This window comes from Glycomyces paridis (assembly GCF_004912155.1).
Taxonomy (GTDB): Bacteria; Actinomycetota; Actinomycetes; order Mycobacteriales; family Micromonosporaceae; genus Glycomyces; species Glycomyces paridis.
On record NZ_STGX01000015.1, the window covers coordinates 1 to 16,156 of the forward strand.

The 16,156-nt window shown below is 70.3% G+C and carries 14 protein-coding genes and 1 rRNA gene; 6 read left to right on the forward strand and 9 right to left on the reverse strand.

The genetic code is table 11. From position 1 onward, the window contains the following. Nucleotides 1-90 precede the first annotated feature (90 nt). Nucleotides 91-207: ribosomal RNA gene (gene rrf / locus E9998_RS18585) — 5S ribosomal RNA — on the forward strand. A gap of 55 nt (nt 208-262) precedes the next feature. Here the strand turns inward: rrf and E9998_RS25465 are convergent. Continuing rightward, on the reverse strand, nt 263-412 hold the full coding sequence (locus E9998_RS25465) for a hypothetical protein (RefSeq protein ID WP_158299872.1): 150 nt from the start codon (nt 410-412) through the stop codon (nt 263-265). A 108-nt stretch (nt 413-520) separates the two neighbouring features. Here E9998_RS25465 and E9998_RS18590 point away from each other — a divergent pair, with 108 nt between their 5' ends. Then, nucleotides 521-1,042 (forward strand): carboxymuconolactone decarboxylase family protein, encoded by a 522-nt coding sequence (locus E9998_RS18590; RefSeq protein ID WP_158299873.1) that lies wholly within the window; start codon nt 521-523, stop codon nt 1,040-1,042. Nucleotides 1,043-1,181: 139 nt separating this feature from the next. Continuing rightward, entirely contained in the window at nt 1,182-2,630 is a 1,449-nt protein-coding gene (locus tag E9998_RS18595) for a sugar porter family MFS transporter (protein ID WP_136531201.1), read from the forward strand. 56 nt (nt 2,631-2,686) lie between these two features. On the opposite strand, the gene E9998_RS18600 is transcribed toward E9998_RS18595, so the two are convergent. The 7 genes from E9998_RS18600 to E9998_RS18630 form a co-directional block, all read right to left on the reverse strand. Next, nucleotides 2,687-5,233, reverse strand: a complete 2,547-nt coding sequence (locus E9998_RS18600) for an ABC transporter permease (protein ID WP_136531202.1) — start codon at nt 5,231-5,233, stop codon at nt 2,687-2,689. 3 nt (nt 5,234-5,236) lie between these two features. Continuing rightward, nucleotides 5,237-6,028 carry an ABC transporter ATP-binding protein gene (locus E9998_RS18605; protein ID WP_240037671.1) on the reverse strand — a complete coding sequence of 264 codons (792 nt, stop codon included), beginning with the start codon at nt 6,026-6,028 and terminating at the stop codon, nt 5,237-5,239. A 241-nt stretch (nt 6,029-6,269) separates the two neighbouring features. Next, complete coding sequence (locus E9998_RS18610) at nt 6,270-8,801, reverse strand: ABC transporter permease (protein WP_136531204.1); 2,532 nt, start codon at nt 8,799-8,801, stop codon at nt 6,270-6,272. A 2-nt stretch (nt 8,802-8,803) separates the two neighbouring features. Next, complete coding sequence (locus E9998_RS18615) at nt 8,804-9,586, reverse strand: ABC transporter ATP-binding protein (RefSeq protein WP_136531205.1); 783 nt, start codon at nt 9,584-9,586, stop codon at nt 8,804-8,806. A 292-nt stretch (nt 9,587-9,878) separates the two neighbouring features. Next, entirely contained in the window at nt 9,879-10,571 is a 693-nt protein-coding gene (locus E9998_RS18620; RefSeq protein ID WP_136531206.1) for a response regulator, read from the reverse strand. Continuing rightward, on the reverse strand, nt 10,568-11,803 hold the full coding sequence (locus E9998_RS18625) for a sensor histidine kinase (protein WP_158299874.1): 1,236 nt from the start codon (nt 11,801-11,803) through the stop codon (nt 10,568-10,570). Before E9998_RS18625 ends, E9998_RS18620 begins: the two co-directional genes overlap by 4 nt. A 65-nt stretch (nt 11,804-11,868) precedes the next feature. Beyond that, nucleotides 11,869-12,699 (reverse strand): RecB family exonuclease, encoded by an 831-nt coding sequence (locus E9998_RS18630; protein ID WP_136531208.1) that lies wholly within the window; start codon nt 12,697-12,699, stop codon nt 11,869-11,871. A 78-nt stretch (nt 12,700-12,777) separates the two neighbouring features. Between E9998_RS18630 and E9998_RS26445 the strand changes: the two genes are divergently transcribed. Genes E9998_RS26445 through E9998_RS18645 form a run of 3 tightly spaced genes read left to right on the forward strand, consistent with a single transcriptional unit; the run spans nt 12,778 to nt 15,661 of the window. Then, nucleotides 12,778-13,527, forward strand: a complete 750-nt coding sequence (locus tag E9998_RS26445) for a class I SAM-dependent methyltransferase (protein WP_158299875.1) — start codon at nt 12,778-12,780, stop codon at nt 13,525-13,527. 58 nt (nt 13,528-13,585) lie between these two features. Beyond that, the gene (locus E9998_RS18640) at nt 13,586-14,692 is read left to right on the forward strand and encodes a M50 family metallopeptidase (RefSeq protein ID WP_136531210.1); all 1,107 of its coding nucleotides are present in this window, start codon (nt 13,586-13,588) and stop codon (nt 14,690-14,692) included. 33 nt (nt 14,693-14,725) lie between these two features. Further along, nucleotides 14,726-15,661, forward strand: coding sequence for a tRNA (adenine-N1)-methyltransferase (locus tag E9998_RS18645; protein WP_136531211.1), 936 nt, complete (start codon nt 14,726-14,728; stop codon nt 15,659-15,661). A gap of 98 nt (nt 15,662-15,759) precedes the next feature. Here the strand turns inward: E9998_RS18645 and E9998_RS18650 are convergent, their stop codons facing one another. Beyond that, on the reverse strand, nt 15,760-16,056 hold the full coding sequence (locus E9998_RS18650; RefSeq protein WP_136531335.1) for a ferredoxin: 297 nt from the start codon (nt 16,054-16,056) through the stop codon (nt 15,760-15,762). Nucleotides 16,057-16,156: the final 100 nt, after the last annotated feature.

The window sequence follows — 16,156 nt, forward strand, 5'->3', positions numbered from 1 at the left end:
TGCGATTCTGAGGCAACACGCCCGGACTTGATCGCACCACCCCTGCGGGGTGTGTTGTTGATCGTGTGGTTCGTGTTGGTCGCAGGTTGGTTTGGTGGTGACAGCGGAAGTGTCACACCCGGTCCCATTCCGAACCCGGTCGTTACGGCTTCCAGCGCCGATGGTACTGCACTCGAGAGGGTGTGGGAGAGCAGGACACCGCCAAACATGAACTGAAGAGAAGGGCCCCCACCGATGGTGGGGGCCCTTCCGCATGTCCGGTTCAGGAAGCCGTAGAGAGCGCGTCTCTGAGCTTCGACACGCCGACTCCGATACCGAAGATCGCGCCTGTCACCAGGAATGTCAGTAGCGAGACGGTCACGAGTGCGATCGCGATCCCGATAGCTCCGACGACACTGAAGAATGTGCTCACGTGGCCTCCTCCGTTGCAGGCTCGTTGACTGGGTTATGCCCTACAAGTATTGTCCCACATCGATGGATCATGCGTATCGTGCGTCACAAGTTAGGTAGGTCACATTTCATGGACTCGGGTTCGATTTCTCGGATTCCCGTTGCGCCCCTTCCTAGTTCGGCGTCGCGGCGGCTCGCCGCCGTCGGGCGGGATCCGATCAATCTGCACCGGGCACTCGCGCACGCTCCGGCCCTGCTGGCGCCGCTCCTGGACCTCATCCATGCGCTTCGATTCGACGCCCAGGTGTCGCGTTCGCTGCGCGAGCTGATGATCTGTCGCATCGCGCAGTTGGAGGGCTCGGAGTACGAACTGGCCCATCATCTTCCGATGGCGGCCTCGTCCGGATTGGACTCCGAGCAGGTGCGGTCGATCGTCGGCTGGCGTGAGGCCTCCTGCTTCAGCGCCCCGCAGCGGGCGGTGCTCGGGTACGCCGAGCACATCGGCGCCGGCGCGCCGCGCGACGACGAGGCGCTCGACGCGTGCTTCAGCCCCGTCGAGCAGACCGAGCTGACGGTCACCGGCGCGACGTACCTCGCGATCGCACGGATGCTCCGCGCACTGGACGTGCGGATCGACGATCTTCTCGCCTGATTCGGGGCGGTTTCGCGTTCATTCCCACTGCTTCCGGGTAGAGCTACGGATTGCGGCAATTCGTGATGTTCACGGCTATTGCGGCTTAGGATTTCGGGACGTGTGGTACCGGCACCCAGTGGCCTACGGGGAGTGAGCGATGACTTCGGACAATGACGGTCTGCTGCCTGCGCAGACGCATTCGGGCACTTCTTCGGCGGTGTTCGTGTCGATCGCGGCGGCACTCGGCGGGTTCCTGTTCGGATACGACACGGCCGTGATCAACGGGACCACCGGCGCGCTCGAAAGCCAGTGGGGGATCAACTCGGTCGAGACCGGCGTGGTCGTCTCCTCGGCGCTGCTCGGCTGCGCGGTCGGCGCCTGGTTCGCCGGTTCGCTCGCGAACAAGTTCGGCCGGCCCAAGGTCATGATGCTCGCGGCGATCATCTTCTTCATCACCTCGCTGGGCAGCGCCCTCGCCACGGGACCGGTCGACCTGACCGTCTGGCGTGTGGTCGGCGGTCTGGCGATCGGTGCCGCGAGCGTCATCGCGCCCGCCTACATCGCCGAGATCGCGCCGGCGCACCTGCGCGGGCGGCTCGGGTCGCTCCAGCAGTTCGCCATCGTGCTCGGCATCTTCGCGGCGCTGCTGGTGAACTACGGCATCCAGGCCTCGGCCGGGGGCGCGAGCGGCGAAGTCCCCTGGGGCGGGACCGCGTGGCGGTGGATGTTCGCTGCCGCGGCCGTTCCGGCGTTCGTGTACTTCATGTTCTCGCTGAACATCCCCGAATCGCCCCGCTACCTCGTCGCCAAGCAGCGTCTCCAGGAGGCCAAGGAGGTCCTCACGAAGTACGTCGGCGGCGATGTGGACACCAGGATCTCCGAGATCCAGCGGACGCTCACGAGCGACCACCCGCCGCGCATTTCGGACGTGCGCGGCCCGCGCCTGGGCCTGCTGCCGATCGTGTGGATCGGCATCTTCCTGTCGATGTTCCAGCAGTTCGTGGGCATCAACGTCATCTTCTACTACTCGACGTCGTTGTGGCAGTCGGTCGGGTTCAGCGAGAGCGACGCGTTCTTGACCAGCGTCATCAACTCGGTCGTCAACATCGCCGGCACGATCCTCGCGATCTACCTGGTCGACCGAGTCGGGCGCAAGAAGCTGCTGATGTGGGGCTCGCTGATCATGTTCGTCGCGCTCGGCACGATGGCGGTCATCTTTGCCTCCGCGCCGGTCGACGCCGACAACAACCCGATCCTCGGCGACGCCGAGGGCACGGTGGCGCTCATCGCGGCGAACGTGTTCGTGTTCGGCTTCGCCTTCACGTGGGGCCCGGTGGTCTGGGTGCTGCTGGGGGAGATGTTCTCCAACCGCATCCGCGCCTCGGCGCTCGGCGTGGCCGCCGCCGCCCAGTGGATCAGCAACTGGCTCATCACCGTCACGTTCCCCGAACTGGCCAGGACCGGCCTGTTCCTCGCCTACGGGCTCTACGCCCTCTTCGCGCTCATCTCGTTCTTCTTCGTCCTCAAGATGGTGAAGGAGACCAAGGGCGTCGAGTTGGAGGACATGGAGTCGCTGGAGTCGGGCAAGTTCGGCACGCCGGCCTGACACCGCGCACGCGAGAGGGGCGGACCGAACGGTCCGCCCCTCAGTGCTGTCCGCGATTACTCGTAGGAGATCGCGCCGAGGATGTTCACCTTTGAGGCCCGCACCGCCGGGGCGATGGCCGCGAGGAGTCCGACGAGGACGGCCGCGCCCAGGTAGGCCGCGATGAGCGCGGTCGGGACCGCGAACTCGCCGATGCCGGAGTCCGCGAGCGCCAGCTGAAGGACCCAGCCGAGGCCCAGGCCCGTGCCGATGCCGAGGAGGGCGCCGAACAGGGCGATCGTGACGCTCTCGACGGTGACCATGCGGGTGCTCTGGCCGCGGGTCATGCCGATCGCCCTGAGCATCCCGAGCTCGCGGGTGCGTTCGAGGACCGACAGGACCAGCGTGTTGATCACGCCGATGACCGCGACGATCATCGCCAGCGCCAGGAGCAGCTGGATCGCGATGATGGCGTAGTCGAAGAACACCGTCAGCTGCGCCAGGTAGTCCTCGTGGTTCTGGACGCTGACCTCGGGCTCGCCTGCGAGGAGCGTTTCGAGGTCGCCGGTGACGGCCTCCACGTCGGCGCCGTCGGCGACGTCGACCAGCGCCAGTGTCGGCTTGGGCGTGTAGAACTCGTCGGTGTAGGCGGTGGTGACGTACCAGCCGTCGGACTCCTCGTTGTCGGCGAGGATCGCCGCGAGGGTGAATTCGTGCGCCTCCTCGCCGCGGCTGAAGGTCGCCGCGACCGTGTCGCCGACGCCGACGCCGAGCTGGTCGGCCGACCACTGGTTGACGGCGATCTCGCCGTCGCCGACGTCGTCCATCGAGCCTTCGACTACCTCGCCGCCGAACTGGTCGACCGCGCCGAACAGGTCGGTGCTGGCGTACACGGACTGCTCGGTGCCGTCGATGAGGGTGATGTCGCGGTAGAGCTCGACCGCGGTGCCGACGCCGTCGACGGCGCGGACCTCGTCCATGAGGGCCGGGTCGAAGGTCGCCGGGACGGTGGAGGTGAGCGGGCCGGTGATGAACAGCTCGGCCTTCACCGTGGACTCGAACTGCGCGTTCAGGCTCTCCTTGACGCTGGTGAGCAGGGTCGCGGTGGCGGTCACGAGGGTCACGCCGATCATGAGCGCGGCGGCGGTGACGGCGGTGCGGCGCGGGTTGCGGGAGGCGTTGAGGCGCCCGAGCCGCCCGGCGAAGGACCAGGCCCAGACGGTGCCCAGGAGGGACACGACCGGCTTGGACAGCCATGCGGTGAGCAGCGAGACGCCGATGAACACGACGCCTGCGCCGGCGGCGGTCGCGACGAGGTTCGTACGGTCGCCGTCGAAGACCCCGTTGAGGCCCAAGGCGATCGCCGCGGCGCCCGCGAGGGTGACCAGTGCGCCGGTGACGGTGAGCGCGACGATCGGCTTGTCGGACTTGACCGCTTCGCGCATGGCCTCGACCGGCGGGATGCGGGAGGCCCGCATGGCCGGGACGAGGGCCGAGAGGACCGTGACGCCGATGCCGACGGCCAGGGCCGCGAGCGGTGCGGAGAGCGGGACGGTGACGTTCGTGGTCGCGGTGTCGAGCAGGTTGTCGGCGACCAGGGAGGTCAGTCCGGCGCCGGCGGCGATGCCGAGGCCGGTGCCGACGATGGAGGCGCCGGTGCCGAGCAGGACCGCCTCGGTCAGGACCGAGCGGATGATCTGGCCGCGGGAGGCGCCGATGGCGCGCATCATCGCGATCTCCTTGAGGCGCCCGGCGATGACGATCGTGAAGGTGTTGGCGATGAGGAAGACCGAGACGAACACGGCGATGAGTCCGAAGCCGAGGAGGAAGTACCCGACGATGCTCGTGGCCTTGGCGTTCTCGGCGTTCGCCTCGGCGATGTAGTCGTCCCAGGTCATGGCCTGGGACTCCGGTCCGAGGTCGTCGCCGATTGCGGCGAGGAGCGTGTCGGCGTCGACGCCTTCGGCGGCGGTGACGGCGACGGCGGTGTAGACGTCTTGGCCGTCGAAGACGAGCCGCTGGGCGTCGGGGGTGGTGAAGGCGAGCTCGGTGGCGCCCGAGAGTGAGTCGCGTCCGCCGGCGTAGCCGTAGACGCCGACGATCTCGTAGGCGGTCTTGTCGCTGGAGAGGGAGTAGGCGGTGACGTCGTCGCCGAGGCCCAGGCCGGCGTCGGCGGCGAACTGGGCGGAGACGGCGACTTCGCCGTCGGCCTCGGGGCCGCGGCCTTCGCGCAGTTCGCGTTCGACGGACTCGTCTCCCCAGTTGATGGCGAGGGTGGGGGAGAGGCCGCCGACGATCTTGCCGTCGTCGCCGATGGCGTTGACCATCCAGGTGACGGTGGTGCTGACGGCGGCGACGTCCTCGTCGGCCTCGATCGCTGCGAGGGTGGAGGCGGCGACGCCGTCGCGCACGTGCCGTTCGGCGGAGGTCTCGGGTTCGACGGGTTGGACGATGACGTCGGCGCCGGTGTAGGAGTCGCCGTTGAGGTCGGCGACGGTGGATTGGATGGAGGCGGTGAGGACCAGGGCGGCGGCGATGAACGCGGCGCCGAGGACGACGGCGATGCTGGTGAGGGCCAGGCGGGCCTTGCGGGCCGCCATGCCCTTGAGTGCGGCGCGGAGCATCTGCTAGCGGGCCTCTCCGGCGAGCGGGACGCGGTTCTCGAAGCCGCGCATGGTGTCGATGACGGTGTCGGCGGTGGGTTCGCGCAGGTCGTGGACGATCTGGCCGTCGGCCAGGAAGACCACGCGGTCGGCGTACGCGGCGGCGCTGGGGTCGTGGGTGACCATGACGATGGTCTGCCCGAAGTCGTCCACGGACTTGCGCAGGAAGCGCAGCACCTCACCGCTGGATCGGGTGTCGAGGTTGCCGGTGGGCTCGTCGGCGAAGACGACCTCGGGCCGGGTGGCGAGGGCGCGGGCGCAGGCGACGCGCTGCTGCTGGCCGCCCGAGAGCTCGGTGGGCTTGTGCGTCAGGCGGTCGCGCAGGTCGAGGGTGTCGATGACGCGGCGCAGCCACTCGGGGTCGGCCTTGGCGCCGGCGATGGAGGCGGGAAGCTGGATGTTCTCTTCGGCGGTGAGGGTCGGCAGGAGGTTGAACTGCTGGAAGATGAAGCCGATCTTGTCGCGGCGCAGGCGCGTCAGGGCCTTGTCGCCGAGCCCGGTGATCGTGGCGTCGCCGATGTTGACGGTGCCGCGGTCGGTGGTGTCGAGCCCGGCGAGGCAGTGCATGAGCGTCGACTTGCCCGAGCCGGAAGGGCCCATGATGGCGGTGAAGGCGCCGGAGGCGAACTCCACGGAGACGTCGCGGAGGGCGACCACCTGGGCCTCGCCGGAGCCGTAGGCCCGCCAGAGGCCGGTCGCGGTGACGGCGGCTCGCGTGCGGGTCAGGTGCGGGGCGGGGGGAGTTGCGAGTGGCACGGGGAGGCCTTCCTGATCGGGTGTCTTTCCTGTTGCCACAAGGCTATTGAGATCAGGGCGCACCCGCTTCGGCCCGCGGGCCGGAAAGAACGTCATCCCCGGGGCGGAGGACCGGCACGGGCCTCGGCCGTTCGACCGAGCCGCCGCCCGCGGCTCCTCCGTCCTTCGGCGGCTCCGGGCAGACGGGAGGGGCGGCGCCTGCGGCGCCGCCCCTCTACCTGGTTTCCTTGAGAATCAAGCTCTATTCATAGGCGATGGCGTTGAGCACGTTGAGCTTCGCCGCCCGCGCCGCGGGGGCGATCGCGGCGAGCAGGCCCACCGCGACGGCCGCGACCAGGTACCCGACGATGAGGCCCCAGGGGAGCGCGAAGCTCGTCAGGCCCTCCTCTTCGAGCGCCTGCTGGACGGTCCAGCCCAGTCCGATGCCGACGGCGATGCCCAGGACGGCGCCGAACAGGCAGATGATGACCGACTCGACGGTGATCATGCGCCGGGCCTGGCCGCGGGTCATGCCGATCGCCCGCAGGAGCCCCAGCTCCCTGGTGCGTTCGAGGACCGACAGGACCAGCGTGTTGACGACGCCGATGATCGCGATGATGATCGCCAGCGCGAGCAGGACCTGCACCGACGCCAGGAGCGTGTCGAGCTGGCTGGTCTGCTGGTCGACGAAGTCGGCGTTGTTGGCGACGCTCACTTCGGGCTCGTCGGCGAGGATGTCGTCGACCTGGTCTTCGACCGCGCCGACGTCGGCGCCGTCGGCGACCTGGATGTAGGCCTGCATCGGCTTGGGCACGGTGAAGTGCTCGATCTGCGCGGGGGCGACCCACCAGCCGTCGGTGAGCAGCGAGTCGTCGAGGATCGCGGCGATCCGCAGCTCGGCGGTCTCGCCGTCGGCGAAGGTCACCGGGACGGTGTCGCCGAGGGCGAGGTCCCGGTCGGCGGCGGCCGACTCGTTCACGACCAGCCCGTCGTCGGGGAGGTCCGCGACGGAGCCTTCGGCGACGGTGCCGCTGTAGATGTCGAGGCTGGTCGGGAGGTCCTCGCTGGCGAACAGGGCGGTCGGTCGGCCGTCGACTTCGGCGCCGAAGAATTCGCCGTAGAGGTCGCCGACGGCGGCCACGTCGGGCAGCGCCTTGATCTCCGCGAGCGTCTCGGGCGCGAATGTGGGGATGTTGGCCCCCTGCTGGCCCATGACGATGAGGTCGGAGTTGAGGTTCTGGTCGGTCAGCTCCTCGGTGGTGGCCTTGAAGCTGGAGACCAGGGTGGCGATGCCGGTGACGAGCGCGACGGCGATCATGAGCGCCGAGGCGGTGATCGCGGTGCGCCGCGGGTTGCGGCCGGCGTTGAGCTTGCCGAGGCGCCCGGAGAACGACCATGACATGACCGCGCCCAGGAGCCCGACGAGGGGCTTGGACAGGATCGGCGTGAGCAGGGTGATGCCCACGAAGGCGATGCCGACGCCGGCGAGGAACCCGGTCAGGCCGAGGCCGCCGAGGTTGTCGGTGAGGCCCAGGGCGACCAGGACCGCGCCGACCGCGGTGACGGTGGCGCCGGCGATGGTGATGCCGCGCAGGGGCTTGGGCGGGTTGACCGCTTCGCGCATGGCGGCGACCGGCGGGACGCCCGAGGCCTTGACGGCGGGGACGAGCGCGGAGAGCACGGTGACGCCGATGCCGACCGCGAGCGCCCACAGGGCCGTCGCCGGGACCTGGAGCTGGACGGGCAGGCCGCCCATCGCGGTGGAGCTGACCAGCGAGGCGAGGCCCCAGCCGAGGAGCACGCCGAGCCCGAGTCCGAGGATCGAGGCGAGGACGCCGATGACGGCGGCCTCGGCGAGGACCGAGGCGACGACCTGGCCCCTCGCGGCGCCGATGGCGCGCAGGAGCGCGAGCTCCCGCTGGCGCTGGGCGACGATGATCGTGAAGGTGTTGATGATGAGGAAGACCGAGACGAAGACGGCCACGAGGCCGAAGCCCAGGAAGATGTAGCCCATGACGTCGGCGACCACGGCGAAGCCTTCGGCGGCCTCTTCGCTGGCCTCGTCCCCGGTCTGGACGCGGTAGTCGGCGCCGACGGCGTCGGCGATCGCGTCGGTGGAGACGTCGTCGCCTTCGACGTAGATCGTCATGTAGGCGTTCTCGCCCTCGGTGAGCAGGCGCTGCGCCTCGGTCGTGGTGAAGCCCATCTGGGTCTCGCCGGCGAGGGAGTCGCGGTCGCCGCCGAGCCCGAAGACGCCGACGATCTCGTAGTCGGCGCGGTCGGCGGAGTAGGAGTAGGCGGTCACGGTGTCGCCGAGGCCGAGGCCGGAGTCGGTGACGAACTGGCCGGAGACGATGACCTCGTTCTCGGCCTCGGGGCCGCGGCCCTCGCGGATCTCGTTGTACCCGGTGCTCTGGTCGTTCCAGTTGAACCCGATGGTGGGCGCGAAGGCGCCGACGAGCTTGCCGTCGTCGCCGATGGCGTTGACCTGGCCGGAGACGTCGCCGTCGGCGGCCTCGACGCCGTCGACGCCGCGGACGGTGTCGAGGACGGCGGCGGGGATGAGGGTCGCGGCGGGCGTGTTGCCCTGCGCGGCGGCCGGGTCCTCGGCGGAGGTGACGACGGCGTCGACGCCGGTGAAGGCGTCGGCGATGACGCCGGTGACGGACTTCTCCATGGTCGCGGTGAGGATCATGGCCGCGGCGACGAACATCGTGCCGAGCACGACGGCGAGGCTGGTGAGGACGAGGCGGGCCTTGCGGCTGGCCATGCCCTTGAAGGTGGCGCGCAGCATGGCTAGGCGGCCTCTTCCTGGTCCCGGGCGGCCGCGACGAGCTCTTCGAAGTGCTTCATCTTGTCGATGACGGAGTCGGCGGTCGGGTCGTTCATGTCCTCGACGATCTGGCCGTCGGCCAGGAAGACCACGCGGTCGGCGTAGGCGGCCGCTCCCGGGTCGTGGGTGACCATGACGATGGTCTGGCCGAAGTCGTCCACGGACTTGCGCAGGAAGCGCAGCACCTCGGCGCCCGAGCGGGTGTCGAGGTTGCCGGTGGGCTCGTCGGCGAAGACCACTTCGGGGCGGGTGGCGAGGGCGCGGGCGCAGGCGACGCGCTGCTGCTGGCCGCCCGACAGCTCGGTCGGCTTGTGCGAGAGCCGGTCGGCGAGGTCGAGGGTGTGGATGATCTGCTTGATCCAGTCGGGGTCGGCTTTGGTGCCGGCGATGGCGGCCGGGAGGGTGATGTTCTCCTCGGCGGTCAGGGGCGGCAGGAGGTTGAACTGCTGGAAGATGAAGCCGATCTTGTCGCGGCGGAGCTTGGTCAGGGCCTTGTCGCCCAGACCGCTGACGGTGGCGTCCCCGATGGTGACCGTGCCGCGGTCGGTGGTGTCGAGCCCGGCGAGGCAGTGCATGAGCGTGGACTTGCCCGAGCCCGAAGGGCCCATGATGGCGGTGAAGGCGCCGGAGGCGAACTCCACGGAGACGTCTCGCAGGGCCACGACTTGGGCCTCGCCCGACCCGTAGGCCTTCCAGACGCCTTGGGCCGCTACGGCTGTGGTCTTGACGGGGGATGCGGTGGACACGACGCTCTCGCTTTCGGTGAAGGTGTCGGTGTGCCGAGGGATTCGGTGTTCCGGGTTCCGCGGGACGCCGCCCGGGAACGCTGATGGTATGAGTGGTGCCGGTTCATGACGTCGAAGCGCCAGATAATGACATCATAGCTGATGTCATTTGACGTCGTGTGCCGAGTGACCGTATTCGACGATATTCTCGCCCGCGACGGGGCGCATCCGCTTGGAGAACGGTCTTCTTCTACGTCTGAAGTCGGAGGCGCCGGTACCGCGGTACCACCCCGCGGGGGAGGACCGCCGCCCTCTACCGGCCCTTGCCCTCGCCGTCCCCGGGCTTGACGAGGCCGCTCTCGTAGGCCAGGACCACCGCCTGGACGCGGTCGCGGACGCCGAGCTTGGTGAGCAGGTGGCCGACGTGGGTCTTGACGGTGGTCTCCCCGACGGTGAGGGAGTCGGCGATCTCGGCGTTCGTCAGGCCCTTCGCCAGGAGCAGCAGGACCTCGCGCTCGCGGGCGGTGAGGGCGTCGAGGATCGCCGGGCGGCGGTCGCCGTCGGCGCCGCGATGGGCGGCGAAGCGGCCCAGCAGGGTCGAGAGGATGTGCGGGGCGACGACGGCGCCGCCGCGGTGGACGGTGCGGATCGCGTCGACGAGGTCGGCGGCGGGCGCGTCCTTGGTGAGGAACCCGGCCGCACCCGCCCGCAGCGCCCCGACCACGTACTCGTCGAGGTCGAACGTGGTGAGGACGAGGACGCGGGTCGGCAGCGAGGCGCCCACGATGTCGGCGGTCGCGGCCACCCCGTCGCGGCGGGGCATCCGGATGTCCATGAGGACCACGTCGGGGACGAGGCGGCGCGTCAGGTCGAAGGCCTCGACGCCGTCGCCGGCCTCGCCGACGATGTCGATGTCGCTCTCGGCGCCGAGCACCATCTTGAACCCGGCGCGCAGGAGCTGCTGGTCGTCGGCGAGGAGCAGTCGGATCGGCCTGTCGTCGTTCATCGGGTGACTCCCTGGAGGTGCGCGTTCTTGGGGAAGCGGGCCTCGACGAGGTAGCCGCCGCCGGGCCGGGGCCCGGATTCGAGGGTGCCGCCGTACAGCGTGGCGCGCTCGCGCATGCCGATGAGGCCGTGCCCGCCGGAGAACCCGGCGACGACCGGCGCGCCGGTCCCCGAGTCGCCGACCGAGATGCGGAACTCGGTCTCGCCGTAGTCGACCACGACGCCGGCCCTGGCCTGCGGACCGGCGTGCTTGATGGTGTTCGTCAGCGCCTCCTGGGCGATCCGGAAGACCGCCAGGCTCACGCCGGTCGGCAGCGGGTACTCCTGGCCGCGGACGGTGTAGCGCACCGGCAGCCCGGCGTCCTTGGTCTGCGCCACGAGCGCCCGCAGGGAGTCGACCGTGGGCTGCGGTTCGAGGTCGGCGGCGCCGGCCTCGTCGTGGCCCTGGCGTAGCACGGTGAGGATGTCGCGCATCTCGCGCAGCGCCGTGCGCGCGGTCTGGTTCACCGTCGCCAGCGCCTCCTCGGCCGCGTCGGGGTCGGTGCGCAGGACCCGCTTGGCCCCCTCGGACATCACCCCGATGACCGAGATGTGGTGGGCCACGACGTCGTGCAGTTCGCGGGCGATGCGCCGCTGCTCGTCGGCCACGGCCTGCGCCGCGAGCGCCTCCTGGCGCTCCTCGGCGAACCGGGCCCGCTCCGACAGCTCCTCGACCTTCTCGCGCCGGTTGCGCACCACCCAGCCGATCCAGAACACCGTCGCGGCCATGACCAGGTTGACCATGACCAGGATCGTCGCGGTGACGTGGTCGATGCCGCTGCCGACGCCGGTGTAGATGACGACCGCGACCGGCGACCAGATAGCCGCCGCCACCAGCAGCGCCTCCCTGAGGCTCCGCCAGGCCGCCGCGGTGTACGTCAGGACGAAAAAGCCGATGCCGCTGTCGGCGCCCATGACCTGCGCGGGCTCCCAGAACACCGCCACGGCCATGATCGCGACGCCCAGCGCCACGCCCGCCCACAGCGCCCTGCGGCGCAGCGCGATGACCGCGAAGGGCGCCATGATGATCAGCGACCGCGGCCAGTCGAGGTCGAACTCGGGCGTCAGGTCCGCCATCGCGGCGAAGAACCCCGTGTAGCCGACCGCGAGGGCCACCGCCAGGAGGCAGTCGGCCGTGAAGGGCCGGTCGTGGAGCCAGAGGCGGCAGCGGCTGAGGGCGGAGGCGGATTGCACGCACACCACCGTATCCGCAGGGCACGCCCGAATCATCGAGCGAGAGGACGATCCGCGCGTCCGCCTCAGGTAGGAGGCATCTCAAGTCCTGGAAGGACCGTCGTCAGCGGGTACGCCGGCGGCTCGCCCCCGAACTCGGGGCAGATCTTCTGGTGGGCGCACCAGCCGCACAGCTTCGACTTCTGCGCCCGGAACTCGCCGGTGGCGATGGCCTCGCGCATCGCCGCCCACAGCGTCTTGAGCGTGCGCTCGAACGAGGCGAGCTCCCTCTCGTCGGGGGAGTAGTCGAGCATCTGGCCGTCGCCGAGGTACATCAGCCGCAGCAGGGTCGGCACGGTGCCCCTGGTGCGCCACCACACCAGAGCGTAGAACTTCATCTGGAACAGCGCCTTGTCCGCGAACCGCTCAGGCGGGCGCTTCCCGGTCTTGTAGTCCACCAGCCGCACCAGGCCGTCGGCGTTGACGTCGGCGCGGTCGATGAAGCCCTTGAGCTGCGTGCCGTCGTCGAGCGTGGTCGTCACCAGGCACTCGGTGCGGTGCGGCTGGAGGCGCCGGGGGTCCTCCATCGCGAAGTACGTCTCGACCAGGCGCCGCACCCCGCGCAGCCAGCCCGCCTCGTCGTCGAGCCCGTCGAACAGCTCCGAGTACTCCTGGGAGGCGTTGAGCTTCGACCACTCCGGCTCGATCATCGCCAGCGCCTGGGTCGGTGTGCGCTTGCCCGCGTCGACCTCGTAGAGGCGTTCGAGCACCGAGTGCACGAGCGTGCCCTGCACCTGCGCGCGCGAGGGCGGCTCGGGGAGGCGGTCGACCGCGCGGAAGCGGTACAGCAGCGGGCACTGCTTGAAATCCCCGGCGCGCGAAGGCGACAGCTGCGTCGGTCGGGTGGCGTTCGACATCCCCCGAGCATAAAGGCGGGGTGCGACATGGCCTGCGGGCGCCTCGACCAACAAACATAACGAATGTACTGTAAAACCATGAGCATCGAAGCGAACCGACCCTCCCGCTCCTTCGGCCAGGCCGCCGACCTCTACGACGCCGCCCGCCCCACCTACCCCGCCGAAGCGCTCGCCTGGCTCGCCGGCGACGCCCCCAAGGACGTCGTCGACATCGGCGCCGGCACCGGCCTGCTCACCCGCGGCCTCATCGCCGCCGGCCATCGCGTCACCGCCGTCGAACCCGACCCGCAGATGCTCGCCAAGCTCACCGCCGCCACCACCGGACTCGTCGCCGGCCTCGAAGGCACCGCCGAGGCCCTGCCCCTGCCCGACGCCTCCGCCGACGTCCTCACCGCCGGACAGGCCTTCCACTGGTTCGACCGCCCCAAGGCCCTCCCCGAACTGCGCCGCGTCCTGCGCCCCGGCGGCGTCCTCGCCCCCATCTGGAACCTCCGCGACGCCGACACCCCCTGGGTCACCGCCGTCTGGGCCTCCATCGACGCCTCCCAAGGCGAGCGCGACGCCGTCGCCGCCACCGACCCCGGCTACTTCGGCGACCTCTTCGCCGAACCCGAGCACCGCGTCTTCCGCCACGAACGCGCCATCGACCGCGCCGGCGTCCTGCGCCTGGTCCACTCCCGCTCCTACTACCTCACCGCCGACGACGCCCTGCGCCGCCGCATCGACCGCGACGTCACCGACGTCCTCGACCACCACCCCGACCTCGCCGGCAAGGAGACCTTCACCCTCCCCTACAACACCCACGCCTTCCGCGTCCGCCCCGCCTGACCGGCCACGCCGCTCGCCGGCACCACCGCACCCGCCCGCTCGCGTAGCATTGCCGCCGATGTCGACCACAAACGTCCGGGCCTTCCGCAGCAGCGGCTTCACACTCCTGCGCTTCAGAGGCATACCCGTCACCCTCGGCTACACCTGGCTCCTGCTCGCGGCCGTGGTCGTGGTCGTCTACGCCCCGATCGTGCAGCGCTCGGTTCCCGGCATCAGCGCCGCCGCCTCCCTCGCCGTCTCCGTCCTCTTCGCCGTCACGCTCCTGCTCTCGGTCTTCCTCCACGAACTCGGCCACGCCCTCGTCAGCCTCCGCGCCGGCATCGGCGTGCGCCGCATCAACCTCGACGCCCTCGGCGGCTTCACCGAGATGGACCGCGAAGCCCCCAGGCCTGGCACCGCCGCCGCCATCGCGCTGGCCGGACCCGCCGTCTCGGCCGCCCTCGGCGGCCTGGGCGTCCTCGGCCTCCTCGTCACCGACCCGGGCTCGCTGCCGTGGCAGCTGTCCTTCCAGATCTGCGTCGCCAACCTCCTCGTCGCCGTCTACAACCTCCTCCCGGGCCTGCCCCTGGACGGCGGCAAGGCCCTCCAGGCCGGCATCTGGGCCGCCACCGGCGACCGGTGGACCGGCTACCGCTTCGCCGGCTGGGCCGGACGCGTCGTCGCCGTCGCCACCGTGGCGGGCGGGCTGTGGCTCTTCGCCGCCGACTGGTTCTCCCCGTTCGGCCTGGTCCTGCTCGTCTTCGTCGCCTTCGAACTGTGGCGCGGGGCCACCGCCGCGATCCGCGCCGCCCGCATGGGCCCGCGCGTCAAGGCCCTCGACGCCGCGGCGCTGGCCCGCCCGGTCGTGCAGGTCCCGGCGGGCGCCACGCTCGGCGAGGCGCTGCGGACCGCCGCCGGACGCGAGGTCGTGGCCGTCAGCGACGTGCCTGTCGGCGTGCTCGACCGGCCCGCGGCCGAGGCCGTCCCCGCCGACCAGGTCGATGCGATGCCGCTGGCCGGGCTGCTGCGCTCGGCCCGCCAGATCCCGGCCCTCCAGGGCGCCCTCAGGGGCCAGGACCTCGTGGACGCGATCGGCCGCAGCGGCGCCGAGCGGTACTTCGTGGTCGATGAGGGCCGCCTGACAGGCCTGCTCTACACCGCCGACGTGGTCAAGGCGCTCCGCTAAGATGCTCCGGTCAAATCGAAGGAGAATCGACCTGTGGAATCCGACCTGCTCAAGCCGGGCGACCGCGTCCAGCTGACCGACGCGAAGGCCCGCAAGGCCACGATCACCCTCGCGGAGGGCGGCGCGTTCCACACCCACCGGGGCCGCCTGTTCCACGACGACCTCATCGGCCGGCCCGACGGCGTCACGGTGACCACCGAGGGCGGCACCGCCTACCTGGCGCTGCGGCCGCTCCTGCCCGACTACGGCCTGTCGATGCGCCGGGGCGCCCAGGTCATCTACCCCAAGGACATCGCCCAGATCCTCACCTTCGGCGACATCTACCCCGGCTCGCGGGTCGTGGAGGCCGGGGCCGGGTCGGGGGCGCTGACGAACTGGCTGCTGCGCGCGACCGGCCCGACCGGGCACGTCTACTCCTGGGAGCTGCGCGAGGACTTCGCGAAGATCGCGCAGGAGAACGTCGCTGGCTACTACGGCGAGGTGCCCGGGCACTGGACGCTCACCGTCGGGGACGTGGCCGAGGCCGCCCTCGAACCGGTGGACCGGGTCGTGCTCGACATGCTCTCGCCCTGGGAGGTCCTGGACACTGTGGAGCGCATCCTGCGCCCCGGCGGGGTCTTCGTCGGCTACGTCGCCACCACCACGCAGATGTCGGAGCTCGTCGAGGCGCTGCGCGAGCGCAAGACCTTCACCGAGCCCGAGGCGTGGGAGTCGCTCATCCGCGGCTGGCACCTGGAGGGCCTGGCGGTGCGGCCCGATCACCGGATGATCGCCCACACCGCGTTCCTCATCACCGCCCGCAAGCTCGCGCCCGGCACGGTCGCTCCGGCGCGGAAGCTCAAGCCCTCCAAGGGACAGCAGGCCCTGCGCGAGCGCAAGGAGCGGATCGCCGCCGAGGCCGCGGCCGAGGCGGAGGCCCGCCTCGCCGGGGACGGCGCGCCGGGCCCGTCCGGCGCGGACGAAGCGTAACAGTTCGGTTACGTTCTGAGTCGGATTCACGACTCTCCCAGTGGCGAAACGGATCAGGGCGGGACGCGTATCGGCGCGCCCCGCCCTCGTCCGTTCGGTCAGTCGTCCGCCCCGGGTCCGGCGACGGGGGTCTTGTCGGCGCGGTCGCGGACGTAGATGCACTCGCCCGGGCAGTCGTGGGCGGCGTTGACGATGTCGATCCGCAGGTGGTCGGGCACCGCGATTTGCGAACCGGCCGTAGTCAACAGCTCGCCGTCGGTGTCCTTGACGTATGCGAGCCCGTCGATGTCGAACTCGAAAATCGTCGGTGCGTACTGCACGCACAGGCCGTCGCCGGTGCAGGCGTCCTGATCGATCGACACTTCGAGTTCACGTTTCTCGGCCATGTCGACCAGATTAGATCGCCGCAAGAATGTAGCGCAATGTCGGTGGCGAGCCTTACTATTGGCCTCCCCAGCCAGCTACGGTTGGAGTACGAGATCTCTCTCGGGAGGT